18 protein-coding genes are annotated in these 18,742 nt (G+C 41.7%); 14 read left to right on the forward strand and 4 right to left on the reverse strand.

Features of this window, described 5'->3' with window-relative positions; translation table 11 throughout:
* Nucleotides 1-75: 75 nt before the first annotated feature.
* From LVQ96_02465 to hemG, 4 genes are all read left to right on the forward strand, one after another.
* Nucleotides 76-1,512 (forward strand): RtcB family protein, encoded by a 1,437-nt coding sequence (locus LVQ96_02465; protein ID MCW6170014.1) that lies wholly within the window; start codon nt 76-78, stop codon nt 1,510-1,512.
* A complete protein-coding gene (locus LVQ96_02470; GenBank protein MCW6170015.1) occupies nt 1,512-2,522 on the forward strand; it encodes an amidohydrolase family protein in 1,011 nt (336 codons plus the stop codon). Before LVQ96_02465 ends, LVQ96_02470 begins: the two co-directional genes overlap by 1 nt.
* 98 nt (nt 2,523-2,620) lie before the next feature.
* Entirely contained in the window at nt 2,621-3,979 is a 1,359-nt protein-coding gene (locus LVQ96_02475) for an MFS transporter (protein MCW6170016.1), read from the forward strand.
* Nucleotides 3,980-4,090: 111 nt separating this feature from the next.
* Nucleotides 4,091-5,491 (forward strand): protoporphyrinogen oxidase, encoded by a 1,401-nt coding sequence (gene hemG, locus LVQ96_02480; GenBank protein MCW6170017.1) that lies wholly within the window; start codon nt 4,091-4,093, stop codon nt 5,489-5,491.
* A gap of 1 nt (nt 5,492) precedes the next feature.
* On the opposite strand, the gene sepF is transcribed toward hemG, so the two are convergent.
* Nucleotides 5,493-5,861 (reverse strand): cell division protein SepF, encoded by a 369-nt coding sequence (gene sepF, locus LVQ96_02485; GenBank protein MCW6170018.1) that lies wholly within the window; start codon nt 5,859-5,861, stop codon nt 5,493-5,495.
* 111 nt (nt 5,862-5,972) lie between these two features.
* Nucleotides 5,973-6,632 (reverse strand): glycosyltransferase family 2 protein, encoded by a 660-nt coding sequence (locus tag LVQ96_02490; protein MCW6170019.1) that lies wholly within the window; start codon nt 6,630-6,632, stop codon nt 5,973-5,975.
* A gap of 438 nt (nt 6,633-7,070) precedes the next feature.
* Between LVQ96_02490 and LVQ96_02495 the strand changes: the two genes are divergently transcribed.
* The 3 genes from LVQ96_02495 (at nt 7,071) to hemA (ending at nt 8,943) form a co-directional block, all read left to right on the forward strand.
* Entirely contained in the window at nt 7,071-7,304 is a 234-nt protein-coding gene (locus tag LVQ96_02495; GenBank protein ID MCW6170020.1) for an Lrp/AsnC ligand binding domain-containing protein, read from the forward strand.
* Nucleotides 7,305-7,316: 12 nt separating this feature from the next.
* Nucleotides 7,317-7,634 (forward strand): hypothetical protein, encoded by a 318-nt coding sequence (locus LVQ96_02500; GenBank protein ID MCW6170021.1) that lies wholly within the window; start codon nt 7,317-7,319, stop codon nt 7,632-7,634.
* 127 nt (nt 7,635-7,761) lie between these two features.
* Complete coding sequence (hemA, locus tag LVQ96_02505; GenBank protein MCW6170022.1) at nt 7,762-8,943, forward strand: glutamyl-tRNA reductase; 1,182 nt, start codon at nt 7,762-7,764, stop codon at nt 8,941-8,943.
* A gap of 18 nt (nt 8,944-8,961) precedes the next feature.
* Here the strand turns inward: hemA and pheT are convergent, their stop codons facing one another.
* Both pheT and LVQ96_02515 read right to left on the reverse strand, forming a co-directional pair.
* Entirely contained in the window at nt 8,962-10,572 is a 1,611-nt protein-coding gene (gene pheT, locus LVQ96_02510) for a phenylalanine--tRNA ligase subunit beta (GenBank protein ID MCW6170023.1), read from the reverse strand.
* Between the two features lie 94 nt (nt 10,573-10,666).
* Entirely contained in the window at nt 10,667-10,996 is a 330-nt protein-coding gene (locus LVQ96_02515) for a ribbon-helix-helix domain-containing protein (GenBank protein ID MCW6170024.1), read from the reverse strand.
* Nucleotides 10,997-11,133: 137 nt separating this feature from the next.
* Here LVQ96_02515 and LVQ96_02520 point away from each other — a divergent pair, with 137 nt between their 5' ends.
* The 7 genes from LVQ96_02520 (at nt 11,134) to LVQ96_02550 (ending at nt 18,742) form a co-directional block, all read left to right on the forward strand.
* The gene (locus tag LVQ96_02520) at nt 11,134-11,670 is read left to right on the forward strand and encodes a gamma carbonic anhydrase family protein (protein ID MCW6170025.1); all 537 of its coding nucleotides are present in this window, start codon (nt 11,134-11,136) and stop codon (nt 11,668-11,670) included.
* A 199-nt stretch (nt 11,671-11,869) separates the two neighbouring features.
* Nucleotides 11,870-15,604, forward strand: a complete 3,735-nt coding sequence (locus tag LVQ96_02525) for a CDC27 family protein (GenBank protein ID MCW6170026.1) — start codon at nt 11,870-11,872, stop codon at nt 15,602-15,604.
* Nucleotides 15,605-16,213: a metalloprotease gene (locus LVQ96_02530; protein MCW6170027.1), complete on the forward strand. Its 609-nt coding sequence runs from the start codon at nt 15,605-15,607 to the stop codon at nt 16,211-16,213.
* Nucleotides 16,214-16,371: 158 nt separating this feature from the next.
* Nucleotides 16,372-16,914, forward strand: a complete 543-nt coding sequence (locus tag LVQ96_02535; protein MCW6170028.1) for a hypothetical protein — start codon at nt 16,372-16,374, stop codon at nt 16,912-16,914.
* Between the two features lie 114 nt (nt 16,915-17,028).
* On the forward strand, nt 17,029-17,196 hold the full coding sequence (locus LVQ96_02540) for a zinc finger domain-containing protein (GenBank protein MCW6170029.1): 168 nt from the start codon (nt 17,029-17,031) through the stop codon (nt 17,194-17,196).
* Nucleotides 17,197-17,205: 9 nt separating this feature from the next.
* Nucleotides 17,206-17,472 (forward strand): elongation factor 1-beta, encoded by a 267-nt coding sequence (locus LVQ96_02545; protein ID MCW6170030.1) that lies wholly within the window; start codon nt 17,206-17,208, stop codon nt 17,470-17,472.
* A gap of 181 nt (nt 17,473-17,653) precedes the next feature.
* Nucleotides 17,654-18,742, forward strand: a complete 1,089-nt coding sequence (locus tag LVQ96_02550; GenBank protein MCW6170031.1) for a glycosyltransferase family 2 protein — start codon at nt 17,654-17,656, stop codon at nt 18,740-18,742.

An 18,742-nucleotide genomic window follows, 5' to 3' on the forward strand; every position in this document is an offset into this window, starting at 1 on the left:
TGAGCATATTAATTATTCAGTCTTTCTTTGGATGTCAGCAAAAAGGATAAATCGTTCAGGGATATAGTCATCTATATGCCAGAGTTCAAGCTTAGGCAAAGAGAGCCTTTCGTCTACGAGATCTACCAGTCAAGCGATCCAAGGATGAAGGTTCCAGGGATTATATACTCCAGTGACAGATTGATGGAGCAGATATCGCATGATCAGAGCGTACAGCAGGTCATGAACGTTGCAATGCTGCCTGGCATCGTGAGGGCTTCATATGCTATGCCTGACATCCACTGGGGCTATGGTTTCCCGATCGGCGGAGTTGCAGCATTTGACTTTGATGATGGCGTCGTCTCCCCAGGAGGCGTCGGTTACGATATAAACTGTGGGGTTTCACTTGTACGGGTAGATGCTCCGCTTTCTGATGTGAAATCAAGGATAAAGGAATTGACGAATCTGTTATTTTCTGCGGTCCCGTCGGGAATCGGTAGCACGAAGTTCCACCTAAATGAATCCCATGTTGAAGATTTACTTATCAATGGTTCAACATGGGCCCTCGAGAACGGATTTGCTGAACCATCCGATCTGGCTTCCACGGAAGAGCACGGAAGACTGTCAGGTGCTGATCCAGGGAAGGTTTCTAAAGAAGCAAAGAAGAGAGGGGCAAAACAGTTAGGGACTTTGGGGGCAGGAAACCACTTCCTGGAGATCCAGCGGGTCGAAAAAATACTTGATGCAAATGTTGCAAAGGAATTTGGCATATCAGGTGAAGATACAGTTACGGTCATGGTTCACACCGGTTCAAGAGGCCTGGGCCATCAGGTTGCAACTGATTACATTCACTCAATAAATAGTGGAGAAAGCGGTGTCGTAGAGCATCCGGTGGATCGCCAACTTAACTCCGTAATGCTCGACAGTAATTTGGGTATGGACTATATTGCCGCCATGAACGCTGCAGCGAACTTTGGATTTGTCAATCGCCAGATCATTGTGAACAGCATAAGGGAGGTCTTCGGCAAGTTATTTCCTGGCACCAAAGTGGAGCTCATATACAGCCTTGCTCACAACATAGCCAAGGTCGAGGAGCACCATGTTGACGGATCAAAGAGGAAGCTGATCGTCCACAGGAAAGGAGCGACCAGGGCATTTGCATCAGATGAGATGCCTGAGGGTGATAGATTTTCCAGATATGGCCACCCCGTCCTTATTCCAGGAGATATGGGTTCCGCTTCTTACGTTCTCGTTGGAACGAGCGGAAATGAAGAGCGATCGTTCGGTTCCAGCTGCCATGGAGCGGGAAGAAAAATAAGCAGGAAAAAATCCCTGGCAGAGTTTGACAGCGGCATGGTTGTCTCAGCTCTAGAAAAAAACGGAATATACTTGAGAGCACAAAATAAGAACGTTGTTTCGGAGGAAGCACCTGGAAGTTACAAGGACGTAGATGAGGTTGTGGAGGCTGTCACCGGAGCTAAGCTGACGCTACCTGTAGCGAGGATGGTTCCCATGGGTGTAGTGAAAGGATAATGAGGATATCGGGCAATATATTTACAGGCTCAAAACTCCTAAAAGGAAGTGTAAGTATATCTGAGGATGGAATGGCTTTTTCGGACGAAATTTCAAATAGTGGAATTACCGGAACTCTCGTTCCAACGTTTGTCAATGCACATACCCATATAGCGGACTTTTTCATGGACAATGTTCCAGAAGGTGGAATCCCGGAAATCGTTGGCCCTGGTGGTTTCAAAGCAAAAGCTCTCGAGCGTACTTCAGATGATATAATTATATCCAGCATGAGAGGCGCCCAGAGGATAATGAAGGCAACCGGGACATCTGCATTCCTAGATTTCCGTGAATCTGGTGTCAAGGGAATAGATTTACTGAAAGCCTCCCGGCTTGATGGAATAAAGGCCCTGGCTCTCGGCAGGCCAGTAAATGGAGACAGAGATTTGCCCGATGTCCTCGACAGATCTGTGGGGTTGGGTTTAAGCTCGATCTCTGACGTCGCCATTAGTCATATGATGTCTGCGGCCGAACTGGTCAGAAAGAACGAGAAGATATTCGCAATGCATTTCAGCGAGAATAAGCGAGAAGACGCAAATAGACTGAAGGAGTTGAAGCCTGATCTTCTTGTCCACTGCCTGGAAGCTACAGATTCGGATCTTGAGATCATAAGGGACATCAGGGCTCACGTTGTCATTACGCCAAGATCGAATGTGTTCTACGGGAAGCGGCCGGATTATTCCAGATTTTTGAAATACAGGATACCGTTGATGCTTGGAACCGACAATGGAATGATAAATGCGCCGGACATGTTCCAGGAGATGCATTTTCTATTTCTATACCAGAGGAGCATCGGATATTTTGAACCTGAGATGTTGCTGGAAATGTCCACTTCCTTACCAAGGGAGTTTTTAAAAAAATTTGGTATCTCCATTCCTGAACGGTATATCCTGTTTCCGAATCAAAGGCTCACTGCCTATGAGATAATTGAAAAGGGCAGTTACATGAGGAAGAAAATTTTAAAAATCAGGTGAATATGATGAGTTTCTCGTGCCTGACAGCAAGATGGAAAAAATATCTGCTGATCAATTAATAAATAACGTGGCGATTCCGGTCGAAATGAGCAGTTGATATGACCGATTTACTATCAGGAAAGAAGATCAGGCAATCCGCGAGAGGAGGAGCGGATCATGCATGGTTCACAAGCTATCTTCTTTCAAATATTTCCGGTGGTATAATTTCACCTCTGATTCCATTGTTCGTAGTCCTTTACCTACATTCGAATGTCGAGTACGTTGGTATAGTTTCCGCACTATCTTCCGCCGCAAGCGTACCGGCACTGATATTCTGGGGCAATCTATCGGATAAGCTGAAGAAGAGAAAGGTCTTCGTTGTGATCGGGTTCGTTGGGTCGTTTCTTTCGCTACTTTTGATCCTAATTTCCAAAACTCTGGGAATGTACATATTGACGCTTGTTATATTCCAGTTTGTGGCTGTTGCCAGCACTCCAGTTGCCACACTTCTTATACTGGAGAGTACGGTAGAGAAAAAATGGCCGAATGTAATGTCAACATTCAACATTTTCTCATACATAGGTCTGATTGCAGGGCTTGCAGTAGGTCTGGTACTTATGACGGTTTACGCGAGTATCAGTTACAGCCTCCTTCCTTATCTGTATCTTGTAGCAGCCTTTATTTATTTTGCGGCAGGCATAAGCGCGATATTTTTACTGCCGGAGCCTGTAAAGAAACTCCAGAGGAATACGGGCGCCCTGGCCAGCATCTTCTCTCTGAGGACGACAGAAAAGATACGCTATTTCCCGAACTATATGATACACATAATCTCATCGAGGAAGAATAACGGGACTTCAAAGCTTGCTCAGCGGACAAAAATTTACATCTTCTACACCGGTTTCCTCATGTTTGCCTTCCAGCTGTTCTTCGTGCCTTTTCCAGTTTTCATGATAGACAAGCTCGGAGGAACCCAGGATGAAATATTCATAATGTACCTGCTTAATGATTTTGCATCTGCAATTGCATTCCTTTTCAGCGGTAGGTTGTTGAATTCTATAGGTATAGCCAAAACACTCAGTATTGCATTATTTTCACGGGTCGGAATACTGTTTTCAGCTATGGTCCTTGCCTTTTTCTTTGGTTCTCTGAGCTTTTCACTTTACCTGGGGATAGCCATATATGCTATAATGGGCCTTTTCTGGAGCTTTATAAGCATATCATGGTCGACATCAATATCAAAACTTGCCCTGCCAGAGAACCGCGGGAAAGCCATAGGATATTATAATTCCTTCTTGGGCATTGGACAGATTATAAGCGGGGTGACGGCAGGTTTGCTGGCCCTTTATTTTGGGTACGGCATAACATTTGCTCTTGCCGCAATAACTGTGCTGTCTGGCGCCGCGTTGCTGATAAGGTTTCAATACAAAATGAAGGACATAATAACGAATAGCCAGACCAAGAGGGTTGGAAGTGTGTGAACAGAGCAACTATTTAACCCCCGCGTTCGATTGGATCGAAGCAGAGTTTTATCTTTTTAACTGCTATAACGAATCCACAAATACTGTGTATTAAGGGAGTTGTAGTAACCTATGAGAAAACTTTATTCCGACGTGATCATAATCGGTGGAGGGATATCCGGGCTATCCACCGCATATTTTCTTCATGATTCTCGAAAAGACTTAAAGATCACACTTATAGAGGGAAGTGACAGATTCGGCGGAAAAATAAGAACAGAGTCTCTTGGAGAGTTAATAGGTGAAGCTGGACCGGACACCTTTGTTATGGGATATCCCGTAATGAACACTCTTCTCGAAAAAACTGGGCTGGAAAAAGAGATAATAAAGCCATTGCCAAATAAGGCATATATCTGGACTCGTGGCGGTCTTCATCCTATACCCGAGGGCCTTGTCATGGGCTTCCCATCTACAAAGGTCGGTCCCCTAATAAATTCCAGAATCCTTTCGTTCAGCGAGTTGATGAGATGCTCTATGGACATATTTCTGCCAAAGACAAAAATAGACGGGGATATAGGTATAGGGGAGCTTGCGGAGAAAAGATTTGGAAGGGGACTCAAAGAGTCGATAGTCGATCCGCTCATAGGTGGAATAATGGCATGCAGTTCCGATCGTCTCAGCACAAAAGAAGTGATGCCCGCATTGTTTAAAGCTGCCCAGGAGAACAGGAGTCTGATATTGGCCATGAGAAATTCTGCTAAGAACAACAAGGCAAAGAGAGCAGGGTCGGCATCTTTCATGAACGGGATGTCGTACATGACCGATAAGATCGTCGAGAAGCTTGAAGGTGTGGAAATCATCAAGGGGGAGAACGCAACGAGCTTGGCAATCCGTGATGGAATGTTCAAGCTGGGAACTGAAAAATCTGAGATTGAGGGCAAATCGGTTGTTCTGGCTGTACCGGCTTTCTCATCTGCTAAGATCCTTGAATCCAATTTTCCAGAGCTATCAGCGAAGCTTTCAGGAATCACATACACGTCTGTGGCCATAGTGATTCTGGCTTACAGAAAGGAGGATTTCAATCCGCCGTTCAGATCAAGTGGATTCCTTGTGTCTCCAAAGGAAGGAAAGCTTATGACTGCTTCTACCTGGCTAACGATGAAGTGGGAATATGCGAAATCTGATGATTACTTTCTGGTCAGGTGCTTTATCGGCACACCTGAAGATGCCAGATGGGAAGACATGACCGATGAAGAACTTGTAGGAAAAACAAATTTAGAACTCTCGGAGGTTGTGCATATCAGTGGTAGTCCAGTTAAAACAAAAGTTATCAGGTGGTTCAATGCTCTTCCTCAGTATAAAGTGGGGCATTCTGACATTGTAAAAGAAGTAGAATCCAAATTGCCTATGGGACTATATCTGACAGGTGCAGCGTATCACGGAGTTGGAATACCCGCATGCGTAACTGATGCTTTCAATGTTGCAAAAAAGATAAACGAGAAATTTCAAGAAAAAGATTCGAACCAAAAAAAGTGATTTAATAGGCTTTTATTTTGTTTCGGTCTATTACTGTCCCCGGAGGCGTCACAACAAGGTAGTTCTTGCTGATTCCGGCAACATCTCCATTATTGTCTTTCACCAGTTTCTTTACCTCTTCGGTTATTCTTCTTATTGTGTATTCTTCGGTGAAAGCAGACGTGCAGTCAAGTATGAGTATATCCCCATCGAATATGTATGGCGATATCTTTCTCAGGTCTTCAAGGCGAGTTATCTCAGCAACGCGCACGACTGACTTTGTGTCTTCCATCTCTCCGGAAAACTTGTAATCATTCAGATCGATAAACTTTCTGCCGCCGGAGGTCAGGCCCTCAATATCCCTTCTGTTTCTTTTCCCTATTATTGGCATATGCATGGGTAATTGTCAGACAAGCCTATTAACTTTTCTCAAGTTTTCGCAATTCACGATCCATTTCTGCGTCTTTTAAGGTTTGAATTGCACTATGTACAGAGGTAAGAATCATGTGTTAACTCTCTTTACGAAGATATAAAACAGGTTTGAAAGCCCATCTCTCCATGTCCTGAGATTGGACTTTGTGGCCCTTACTCCATAGTTTATCGGTACCTCGATCAGTTTTCCAAGGCGTATGGCTTCTATCTTGATATCCTGGGAAAACGACATACCGTCACTGAGGTTCCTCATTTTGTCGTAAATTTGTCTTCTGAAGACCCACAGGCCGCTTTGGGAGTCCTTTAGTTCATATTTGAAAAGGAAACTTATTGTTTTATTCAGTACTGTGTTTCCCACATAGTGTAGCGTTGTATAGTTTCTGGAAGTCCTGAGTGTCAGGCGCTCACCGGAAACAAAATCCACTTGATCTATTTCCAGCAGTTCTATCAATGGTTTTACAATCTCCGTTGGATAAGTTCCGTCTCCATCCATGCATATTATTATGTCGCCTGTAACCTCGCTCAATCCACGTTTGTAAGCTACACCGTAACCCTTCTTTTGTTCATTAATTACTTTAGCGCCTTTTGATTGTGCAACTTCCTTTGTATTGTCCGTGGAATCCGAATCCACGACAATAACTTCTATATCTCCAAGAGTCTTCAAGCCGTCTATAACGTATCCTATAGTCCTTCCTTCGTTGATCGTTGGAATCACTGCACTTAATTTCATTTTTCCAATTGAGAACACAATTTCGATTCTATATAATAATCTGACTTATGACGATCTTGGCAAACATACATAATTTTAGATGTACTCAAAAACAATTGTTGGGATCTTTTTCACTTTCGATCCGGCATTCTGGAGAAATTTGCATGTTCTTGACTTGTCGCGAATAATATCATTATTTTGATAATGCAATTCTGGTCACAAATCTTTTTGAATTAACAAGCAGGATGGAATGCGCGTTAATTAGGAATCTATGAACTCATTGAACAAATCTCTATTGATCGTGCGTTGTAACAACCTTGTATGGTACGAATGTAAGTAACCGATGTACATGCCCCTCTAAGTAAAACACTTTTCTGAGTATACTATTTGATGGACTAACCAAAAAAACTCAAAAAGATTTATATGATTATTAGAGTTGTAGAATGAAGGGATGATTATTTGTCTATAGCATTTGTATTAATAAGTACAGTTCCGGGCAAGGAGCACGAGGTATACAATAAAATCTCAAAAATTAACTATGTCACCGAAGTTCATCCTCTGTTTGGTGAGTATGATTTGATAGCGAAAATAGATGCCAAGGATTACAGTGAGCTGGGAAAAATAGTCCTGGATCAAATCAGAACCATAGACGGTGTTATAGATACAAAAACTTTAACGGGTATAAAACTTTAAGGTGTTAAAAAAATGGCATACATGTTTGGTGGGTGGTTTAACTCCCTGATATTTGCTTTTGTAATATGGGCCCTGCTGGCCATCACAATGGTTATACTGGGAACGCTTACAGCATATTTCGGAAGCGGAAAGAGTCGGATGGTCGGAGGGTTACTCGTAGTAGGCGGACTTGTTATTGGGGTCGTTGAAATATATGTGGGGCATTTCCTTATGCCAAGCATACACTTGCTCCAAAACGTTGTCCTGGGGACAGTGTTTTATGTTGTGGCTGCTGTCATCGGGGTAGTAATTGGCCTGTTGATATTCCTGGGCGCCATAATGAAGACATAAAATATCCATTAAATTTGTTCTTGAGCAACTGTTTTCCAAATATTTCTTTATTTTTTTGAAATCAATGTTTAAATAAATGAGTGTAATTTTTGGAATATTCTGATTGACTTTAGATAGGTAGTTCAACATGTTAAAATTTGCTGTCATTCCATGGAACTTCAAAACTGATCCAGTTATGTTTGCCAAGGCTTCCGCTTTCAGTGACGGGGAGTGGAATTCAATGATGAACAAACTGGGTAAAGATTCAGGTATCGTGCTTTCCACCTGCAACCGAAGCGAAGTATATTTTTCCATTGAAGAGAGAGAGATCGATAGTATCAGGGCAAAATTTCCTGAGATCTTGCTAGACGACGATGCATTAAGGCATGTTTTCAGGGTTGCAGCCGGCCTGGAGTCCATGTCTATTGGCGAGAACGAAATACTTGGTCAATTAAGCGAAGCTTTTGAAAAATCTCTGGAACAGAATCGATCGAACAAATTCCTTTCCCTGATCTTGAGAAAGGCGATAAGCACTGGAAAGCTGGTAAGGAAGGAAACGAAGATATCGAGGGGAAAAACATCCATCTCTGCTATTGCAGTTGAGAGAGCCAGCAAGAAAACAAGCATCTCAGATTCTGTGATCTCCATAATAGGCACCGGAAGAATGGCCGAGCAATTCCTGAAATACCTTCTTAAATACAGGCCTTCGAATATTTCGTTGATAGGAAGGAACGCTGATAGGCTTTCACAGCTTTCAAAGCAGTACGGGGCTGTTCCACACTACTTTGATGACATGCCGTCAGTAATCAGTTCCTCTGACGTTGTTTTTGTCGCAACTTCGTCAAAGAAAATTATCGTTAGAAAGTCTTCAATAGATCCAGCTATCAGGGAGAAGCAGATTTTTATCGATATATCGCACCCAAGGAACGTGGAAGCCGACATAGCCAGAATACCTGGTCGGGAGATAGTAAATCTTGACGATATTACCAGGGAGGTAAGCAAAAACCTCTCAAAGAAGGAAAGTGAAATCGCATCTGCCGAAAAAATAATTTGCGAAAGCATAGAAAACCTGAAAGCAAAAATAAAGGAAATGCAGATTGAAGATTTGATAGAGAAATCCTATAATTATATGGAGCAGATAGCGAAGCGCGAGGTTGACAGGATGTTCATTGAGTTGAAGAAGGGGAATGATCTCGATTCAGTAAAGGGCGCAATGATAAAATCTATGATCGATAAGATGCTTTCACAGTTCATCAGGATCCTGAAGAAAGCGGCAGACAAAGGCGATTCGGAAACTCTTGAAAAGCTGGAAACGGCCTTTTCTTCATAACGCCTGTGATTTTGTTATCTATTGGATTATAGAATCAAGATCAAGCTCTGCCATTGCTACGGGATTAACAAGTTCAAATTTTTCGAGTAGCGCAGGATGTATCTCTCCGATGAGCCCGATCTCCTTTCCGCCAACGGAAAGCGATCCTGTCCGACCTTGTATGAAACCGTAATAACTGGTCTGCGTAATGTCAGTCCTTTGGATATTCAACCTGGAGAGAAATGGATCAACTATCCTCTTTATTTCAGAGAAACCTGCCTTAGAATTTGTCAAGCCAATGCATAAGTGTGTTTTCTCACCCATGTGAATCACTACCTTTCCTATTTCAAATGTTTCTTGTGGCAATTTCCTCCTCTTGTTCAGTCTGAAGAAATCAAGCATTCCAAAAATCAATCGATCCCTTGGGATGCTATAATCCAAACTCTTGGGATTTATGACCTCAACGTCACCGTAATAATTCACTCCCTGGTAATATACTGATGGTGACAAGAAAAATGTTTGAATTTCCTGGAGACCGAAGCCAACTAGAAGCTCCCGTATACCATCTTTCCACTCAGATTCTTTTGACGTTGATCCGATAGTGCTCAATTGCGGTTTTCTGCTTGCGATATTGTCGTATCCGTAAGCTTTCCCGATATCCTCTATGACATCCACCGGCCCCATTACATCAATCCTTGATCCTTTAACAAAGACTGAGAATCCGCGTGGATTTTCTTCAACCACATAACCCATTCTTTTCAACGCACTACTGGTTTCTGTGTTAGTTAGCCTGGTTCCAAGGACCCCCTCGACTTCGGCGCGGGAAATAAGCACCTTACGATCGTTATAAGTATGGAGGTCCTTCCGGTATCCTCCATCCTGTTCTGCTTTATGAAGCTTAAAGCCTATAGAGTTTAGGTAATTTGCAACAAGGTAGTACGCAGAACGAGTGGACGGCCAGTCATTGCCAGTTATATCAACGAATATGTCGCTGGTCATTTCTGAAATCTTTGAGGCATTTCCGTTCACGATAGGCGGCATAGAAAGCACATTATCATCCGAATCCAGAATGAGCGGAACGTAATCCCTGTCCGGGATCAGGTGTCCGAATTCCTTCCCAAGCTCGTGGCCGTTCAGTATATCTTCAGGTGTTCCTGTAATTTTTTCATCGTAAGTCGTGAATGATATCTCGTTAAGTCCTGCAGAAATATAACGGAAAGGTGGCTTTAGATTCCTGAGGTCGTGTATTCCTATGGCAAATTTCGACCTATTTTTCCCTATCGTTTGATGCAGTTTTTCTTGGTAATCTATGATTTCGTTAAACCTATCACCGAGTGTGGAGCCATTTGCCCAGAAACATAATATATATCTTCTTAGCTTCAAAGCTTTATCTGATACATGAAGTGATACTGGTGGCGGCTTCATTGCTATTCCAGAGAGGTTTTCGGGATTCTTAAAGGTCCTGATTGCGTCAAACATTGTCGAAAAAGAATAAAGATCAGGCCTGTCAGGATTCAACTCGATTTTAATAGCATCTGAAGTGACATCAATTGAAAAACCGATTATACCGGAGAACCAAGTAAGTTCATTCGAAGCGTTCTCACCGAATCGGCGCTTAAGATCTGAAATATCTTCACGAATTACAACCATTTCAGAGAATATAGCTATAGGTGTTATTTATTTTGTCTTTAAAATGCGTATCTGCTCCGGAAAAAGGCAAAATTGTATTTTCGCGGAAGTGAAATTATTCTATTCCGCCTTCTTTGGAAATTTCCCCTATCTCCTTGTTCATCCTGTTGAGTGTGTAATCTCTCAGGATTACCCTGATTAGATCATCCAGGGATATTGCTGTACCCTGATCCAGATCTTTCTCAAGATCCTGAATCATCCTCTTTGGCAACACAAGATCTATCTTTGTTGTTGGGCCTTTCCTGTAGTTTCGTTCTATGAACTCATCGATCGCACGTCTGACTATATCTGAAACATTCTCATACTGGAAACTCTCCACAAGATCCTCCAGTTGATCCATAGTCTCCTTCGAAACTCTTACCGTAATCCTATATGGAACTGACAATTTCTCACCTTTTATTCAGTAGGACAATTTCTTCTCGACTGATATGTCTGACAAGACAACTATATTATATAAGCTTTATGATTTATTTTACATATATGACATAAATAAAATAATAAGGGAGAATGTGATAAATAACTATGTCAATAAAAATTGGACGTGACTGCTTCATAGCAGACAGCGCCGTCTTAATTGGTGACGTTGAAATAGGGGATCGAGTTGCAATAATGGATGGTGCGGTAATAAGGGGAGACCTGGCAAAAATAACTATAGGCAATGACACCAACGTGCAGGATAATGTGACAATACACTGTGATGAGAATGATCCAACAATAATCGGGAACAATGTGTCAATTGGGCATAACGCGGTTGTTCATGGATGTATTATTGGCGATAACGTCTTGCTGGGAATGGGTTCTGTTGTTATGAATCGCGCAAATATAGCTGATGGATCGGTAGTTGGAGGTGGAGCACTCGTCACTGAAGGATTCAAATGTAGTGCAGAAAGTCTCATTGTAGGCGTCCCTTCAAAAGTTATAAGATCTAATGACAAAAAATTGTTGCAATATGCAACCGAAAACGCTCGATCTTACGGTGAATTAAGAAAAGGTTACATTTCTGGGAAGTTCGAGAAGCTGTATGGTTACCAGATGAGGAAGAACGAATCTGTCAAGTAAAGTCTCCTCTTCGTTGCATTTGTTTCTTAATTCCTTAGGGTCTTCAGTATTTTCAGCATGAAGTTCACTGAATACACAATGAATAGGAAATAAGTGCGTGCATCAATATGGTAAAAACAGTGCTAATTATCGGTACTCTGGGCATAAAATTTAATGAAAAAGGATAAGGTGTAATTTATCGAATATTATTTTATAAATTGTGGTCAAGATAATCGCAGTAGGTATAATAATAACAAAGTATATCATGGGATCATTGTCTAATTCTGGTCTGACGAAGAAAAATACGAAATTGATCAAGCGCCTGGTAAATGAACTGCAAGCCGCATCATCGATTGATGAGAATGCAGTATATAAGGAGATAGCCGGCGCGATGCTCACATTCACCTCTATAGAAGACAAGGAAAAGTTAGCAATGCTCACAGGCTACTTGAATGATGTATTCTCTCTCTTGAATGAAAAGTTTCACGACAAATACGTCGCCATTGTCATGAATCTTTATTCGCTTTCCACATCCAATCCGATAATCATTGCCAACATGATTGATGTGTATGCGGAGCAAAAAAATTACCCAGCTATAGTAGACCTGTTCAGAAAGGACCATGAGTTGCAGATAACTCCCCACGTCATAGAGATTTTAAGGGGCATGTGCGACAGCCCAAAGAACTCCTCTATGGCTGCATCCCTCATATCCTCCAGGGGGATTTATGATGAGACAATACTGGAAAAGTGTTCTCAACACTGCGATTCAAAGGTTTTGGAAGATGTAATTAAAAGCTATTCCTCCATCAAAGATGATAGGACAAGAGTATTGGCGTTAAAATTTTTCTGGGATAAAGTGGAAGATGCTAAGCCCAAGCTCGATCTCGTAGAGCTCTTACTTTCAGCAAATTCCGGGGATCTTAAATTTTACACAGAGTCTTTTCCCGTTGAACAGCTTAGAACAAAAGAGGAATGCGAGCAGGCGTTGCAGGTTCTTAAACGGTCCGGAACCACAGAGATTCTCGAAAGAGCAATTGACAAATGCATGCTCATATGCCCGGACAATGTCACAGTCTTAAAGGCGGATGCGGATAATAAATACAGTAGAGGTGATATAAAAAAAGCGCTAAAGATTTACAGGCAGATTCTTAAATCATCTCCGGAAGATCTAGAAGTCCTTCAAAATGTGATAGACATAACGTTCAGCGAGGGACTGTACAAAGAGTGCCTCAATCTGATTAGCAATTCGGATATATTGCAAATAAAAGGGAATAATAAAATCACGGCCATAGAATGTGAAATTAACCTCCTGCAATTTCAGGAAGCTCTACATGATCTCGAATCTGCTCTTGCGGCGTCACCGGACAATTTGAAACTTCTCGCCTTAAAATTAGGTGTCTCAGAAAAGATCGGAAGAATTCTGGAAAGTTACGAGACAGCAAAGAAAATTTTTAATATCGATCGTGCAAACATCTCCGCAATGAACTATCTATGCAAATATTATGTGGATAGGCGAGAGTTCGAAAAACTGGTAGAACTTCTTGGTTCAATAGATAATATTCCAGGAAATTTCCGTGGATTTTACGCGGGCTCTCTTTTATTCGAAGGCAAAATAAAAGATGCAATGACGGTTATGCAAAGTTACCCTGAATTGTTGACTGATGGATTTGTACTTGACGCAATATACGCCAAAGTAACAGATTCAGTTTCTATTAATCAGCTTTCTGAGATAAGTAGGAAACTAAGCGGTGGTGCATCAGAGTTTAAGCTCATAGTTGATGCACTCTATGGCAGGCCCATAATGCATGCGGGTTATGAAGAAATGGCGATGCGAACATCGTCGCTAGCCGTTATGTACGTTATAACAAATTCGTACTATAAAGACAATGCCGAACTCTCAACCAGCATCGAGAAAAGGCTTAGGCTTCCAGAATTCGAAAAGTTGTATTCCGTGCTGAAGAGTATCAGGGAAATCAGAAGTGGGATGAAACCCGAGAGTTTATTTGATTATTCAGATCTGGGGTATCCTGTTTGCAATGCCCTTCTGGACATGAACATGACTGACAAATGTGAACAGCTCTTTTCCGGGGAAAAGTATGATAAGAACAATGTGCACTATATGTATGTCCGTGCCAGAATATTTGCTGCAAAAAAACAAATGGGAGAGGCAGAAAAAATTCTAACGAACCTGAGGCAGATTATCGATAGTCTGGAATTTTCAAGGATTCTCCTACTTCTGGACCTTGAAAAAGGGGACAAAGATGAATTTTATAAGACTGTTGTTAACATGAAAAAAGAAGGGGGGCTGGTAGATAACGACATTGAGGTTATCCGAAAAGCAATAAAGCAGACAAATCACTGGGACTTCGCTGAAGTGGTGATCGGTCTCTTCGGATCTGAAGTATCGGACTCGCCTGCTATGCTGAGGTTGAACAGAGATTTTTCACTTCATTCTAATGAGCTCGAGAAAGCGCTGGAACTTTCAGGAAAGATAATGTCTTCCATGAATTTTTCTCCGGACGATTTAAAAATACATGTCAGTCTGATGCAGACGGCGTACAGTACGAAAGATATACTGAAATTGCTGGAGGATATTGATAAAAAGCATAGCGATCCTGAGATAGAGGCTATAATCGGGGACCTGTATTATAGAGACAAGCTGTTCAACAGGGCTTACCCGCACTATTCAAAGGCAAAGGATCTAGGGTACGATATGAGCAGGTCCAGGAACTACGCCGAGGTTCTATTGGAAATGAAAAGATATGACGAAGCATTAACAATTTTACAGATCTGCAGCGATTCATTACTGCTTTCGCGGCTTTATTACGAGACATCAAACATATCAGGCATAATACAGCTAATACAAAAACTTAAGCCGACAGACAGTGATTTTGACGGAGTTATGGATTTCATAGTGGAAAATTTTTGGGGAAACCCTGAAGTCCGTTATGAATTGATAAAGTATTACCTAGACGGAGATTATGTTAGTTTTGGATCAAAGATCGTGAGGAAATGTCTCAGCGTGAACGATATAAAGACAGCACTCGGAATTGCGAAGGGTCTGTACGGTAAGCAACCAACAATTGAAAATGCAATCCTTTATTCTCAGGCACTCTACTCATCAGGGGAGAAAGATGAAGCCAAAAGGGTTCTTACAAAAGCATTGAAGAAAACACAGGATGGGAAACTTAGAATCGATACCTTAAGATTGCTATACTCTTTCCTGTACGAAGATCATGACACTGATTCTATCCTCTCCCTGTACCTGGAAAACCCGGAAAGTGTGGATATTGAGATACTTAAAATGGTCATAGATAGTTACATAAGCACTGGTATGGTGAACGAAGCAGAGGCGATTGCTGATAAGTTTTATGAATCCATCCTGGACAAAGATACATACACAGAGATCAAGAAGAATATAGGCAATAGGAAGGAGCTTATAGAAACCGTTGCATATGCGTCAAAAGTTCTAAAAGAAGAATATGCTGAGAGGAAAACGTTTAGTTCAAATGAAGAATTTTATAACGCGGATATACCGATAGATAAAATAGCAGAAGTGAAGAAATTTTTGACAAAGAAACCAGGAACTGGGGAGTTGAGCACAAAGGATATGGAACAGCTATCGGCTGAAATTATACATAAACTAGTTAAGAATGAAAATCTTAAGCAACCCTCTGATCTCACAATCTACCTCATATACCATCATCTGGATGGCGACGATTCGATACTGGCGAAAAACCTCTATTTCTACATCAAGGATGCGATCCAGCAGCGAAGGATCCCAGTTGTCGATGATCCTGAACTCAAAAAGCTAACAAAGATTGCGACGAAGAAATACATACCATTGGATCCGATCATTATGGCTTCGGAGCTGGACATAGGGATATCCAAAGCCATGGATATTATTACCTTAATACGCTATCTCTCTGAAATTGGCAATGGAAGTGAAGAATGATTGCGTTATGAAACAGATTCCACGAAAAAGGAAATAGAAGACCTAGGCATTGCTATTCTCGCTCTCACCTTTGCCTTCACGGTTTCGTCTTATGCTGGTTACAGGTATCATCCTCCTCCAAGTATCGCAATTACCATACTCGTCTACAGTTTCATTGCTGTGATCGTTGCGATGTTGTTCCATGAACTTGCTCACCGGCAGGTCGCAAGAAAATTTGGTGGTTACGCCAGATTCAAACTCTGGCCGATAGGGGTTCTCGTTTCGGTCCTAGTATCTTTGCTTGGTTTTGTCATAGCAGTTACCGGGGCGGTAAATATCGGTGGGATATATGACAGGGAGAGAATGGGAAAAATAGCACTTGCTGGCCCGGCGTCTAATCTGGTTTTTGGGACAGTTTTCTTTATCCTGGCCATTGCGACTCCTGCATATTTCCAGTTCTCATCACTGTTTGTATTTCTCAGCAGGATAAACTTCTACATAGGGACATTTAACATGATCCCGTTTGGTCCGCTAGATGGAGGTAAAGTCCTCGCATGGAACATGCGTAATTTTGCTGTTGTTTTCATAATCTCTCTGTTTGGAGCGGTGCTTTCCTTCGTATACCTGTAAAACTTATTTTTTATTTTGCGAAGCTGAATCGGAAGCGAAAGTTTTCTTCTCCTAGTCCGCACATGATTCCCTGAGCCATGTGTCCTGAACTTAGGATTTATGTTCAGAAGATATTTTCACAAAGAATACGATAATCCTGACATATGCGCCTTATAAAATTGGTTGACAATATCGTAATGCGAGAAATGTACACGGACGTGAAATGCGCCATTACAAACAATAGGCCGCAGATGGCCATCATTGCTCTTTTTGCTTACTCCGAAATGATTGGCGGGATATGGAGGATGGTACACGGCGGGGAGGAGGAAGTGGTGTTCGGGAAAGGTCAATCTAACAAGAATTTTGCATCTTATATTTCGATGGCTGGCACAAAATACTCTGGAATTAACAGCAGGGAAATCTATAGGATAATTCGTGGTGGGCTTGTTCACAGGTATTTGATAAGGGAAGCCGCAATAGTGAAGATAAATCCGGATGATCCAATGGACAGGAATGCTGGCGACAAATCGCAGGCCATAATCTTTCGCAATTCAAGAATCGAGTTTGATGTCAATGCCTATTTTCGAGATTTCAGGAGAATCGTAACAGAACTGAGGAAGAATGTTATTAGAAAAAATCTTGCAGACCTAATATTTGCAGAAGATATTGGAAAGACCAACTATCTGACAGATGGCAAAAGAAGGACCGAAACAGGTGATTAAATATCTGTGGAGTACATGTAATCCATCTTCCAGATGATCTCGCAAGAGTTATATATTTTCCAAATATAAACGCAGGTAAACAATCATAGCAAAATATTGTTTTAAGTGGTAATAATGCAAACAAAAGAAACTTGCACTTCATGCGGTGTTGGGCTGGTGGATAAAGGGTATTCTATCTTCCTCTGCCCCAATTGTGGAAATGAACTGATAGGCAGATGTAAGGAATGCAGGGAGCACTCTACCAAATATGTGTGTCCGTCCTGTAATTTTATTGGGCCGTAGGGGAATTTTATGGGAGACGTAATGGTTGTGTTGAAGATCCTTCCAGAGGATTCCGACGTTGATATGTCAGAACTGGAGAACAAGATAAGGGCGAATCTCAAGAAGGTATGCGAAGTAAACAGCGCAGAAATCCAGGAAGTGGCTTTTGGGCTCAAGGCGATAAGGCTTCAGGTCATAGTCCCTGATGAAGAGGGAAAAATTGATCTGGTGGAATCACTGATTTCCAAGATAGATAAGGTTGGGCAGGTCGACACAGAAGAGGTCACCCTGGTCTAACTATCTCGTATTTTTAGGGGAATCTTAATCCTTTGGGTTATTGCATAAACATCTGGAAAAAGTTGTTATTTTTCCTGGTAATGTTGCGTTTAGAACTACATTACCATTACAAATAGAAAAAATATGATCCATGGGATATAAAACCGTTGTTTCATAATAGTGGGCTAGGTGATAAAAACACATGATTCCTCTAGGTGTTATTTTCTCGAAACCGTTGACGATCGCTCTTTTCGTCGTCATGATGCTGTTCCTATTTGGACTGATAGTAATTGCAGTTTCAGGTAGGAAGGACAAAGATTCTACAGAGACTGTGAATTTGAAGGCGCTGGTCATAGTTCCATGCAGGGGAATGGATTACTCGCTTGAAGATAATTTGCGCCATCTCCTAGAACAGGATTACAGGAATTTCAAAATAATTGCCGTCGTTGATTCCTCAGATGATCCTGCTGTGAAATACCTGAAAGGCACAGGAATGGATTATATAATATCTGACTTTGATTGTAGGCATTGCAGCGGAAAGGTCAAAGCCATATCTTCCGCCATCAAGAGCTTTAAGGATTTCGACGTCTACGTGATTGCAGATTCTGATATCACTGTCGAAAAGACATGGTTAAGTAGACTCCTGTCACCATTCTCTCGCGATGATGTCGGCATCAGCACAACCTTTCCTTATTTTTTGCCAGTTGGTGGCTTCTGGTCGAAAGTAAAACTCGTCTGGGGATTTGTAGGCCTTGGCATGATGGAATCTAAACTGACAAGGTTCGGGTGGGGTGGATCCCTTGCTTTTAGGAAATCAATAGTGTCTGGTGAGAATTTCAAATTTTTTTCAGAATTTGTTTCGGACGATATTGCACTTACAAAACTCTGCAAAAAGGAAGGGAAGAGCATAGCTTATGTGGCAGGTTCCAGGCCAATAATCAATTCTCCAGACAACTTTCGAACGTTCATAGAATGGTCGAACAGACAAACATCACTATCGGTGTATGCGACAAGGAATGTTCTTTATTATGGCATTCTTATCTATTCCGCAACGTTGGCTATTTTTGTCCTTTCCATATTGCTCTCAGTGTTGTTGAATCCAATTTTTTTAATATTCCTGATCCCAACAGTTATAAACGCAGCGAAAGCCATGAAGAGATCTGGAAGAAACTATCTTATAACTTTCCTTGTTAGTATTTTCCTCCCATTTCTTTACATGTACAATCTTCTTCATGCTTTGAAGGCAAAGTCCATAAGTTGGAGAGGTAGAGAATACTCTCTCTACAAATAA

It is taken from the genome of Thermoplasmatales archaeon (assembly GCA_026127925.1).
Classification (GTDB): Archaea; Thermoplasmatota; Thermoplasmata; order Thermoplasmatales; family Thermoplasmataceae; genus JAKAYB01.

Coding starts and splice junctions, on each gene's coding strand:
- LVQ96_02500 (MCW6170021.1), top strand. CDS start 7,317: ATGGCATACATGTTTGGTGGGTGGTTTAACTCCCTGATATTTGCTTTT.
- LVQ96_02465 (MCW6170014.1), top strand. CDS start 76: ATGCCAGAGTTCAAGCTTAGGCAAAGAGAGCCTTTCGTCTACGAGATC.
- hemA (MCW6170022.1), top strand. CDS start 7,762: ATGTTAAAATTTGCTGTCATTCCATGGAACTTCAAAACTGATCCAGTT.
- LVQ96_02470 (MCW6170015.1), top strand. CDS start 1,512: ATGAGGATATCGGGCAATATATTTACAGGCTCAAAACTCCTAAAAGGA.
- pheT (MCW6170023.1), bottom strand. CDS start 10,572: ATGGTTGTAATTCGTGAAGATATTTCAGATCTTAAGCGCCGATTCGGT.
- LVQ96_02475 (MCW6170016.1), top strand. CDS start 2,621: ATGACCGATTTACTATCAGGAAAGAAGATCAGGCAATCCGCGAGAGGA.
- LVQ96_02550 (MCW6170031.1), top strand. CDS start 17,654: ATGATTCCTCTAGGTGTTATTTTCTCGAAACCGTTGACGATCGCTCTT.
- sepF (MCW6170018.1), bottom strand. CDS start 5,861: ATGCCAATAATAGGGAAAAGAAACAGAAGGGATATTGAGGGCCTGACC.
- LVQ96_02540 (MCW6170029.1), top strand. CDS start 17,029: ATGCAAACAAAAGAAACTTGCACTTCATGCGGTGTTGGGCTGGTGGAT.
- LVQ96_02490 (MCW6170019.1), bottom strand. CDS start 6,632: ATGAAATTAAGTGCAGTGATTCCAACGATCAACGAAGGAAGGACTATA.
- LVQ96_02520 (MCW6170025.1), top strand. CDS start 11,134: ATGTCAATAAAAATTGGACGTGACTGCTTCATAGCAGACAGCGCCGTC.
- hemG (MCW6170017.1), top strand. CDS start 4,091: ATGAGAAAACTTTATTCCGACGTGATCATAATCGGTGGAGGGATATCC.
- LVQ96_02545 (MCW6170030.1), top strand. CDS start 17,206: ATGGGAGACGTAATGGTTGTGTTGAAGATCCTTCCAGAGGATTCCGAC.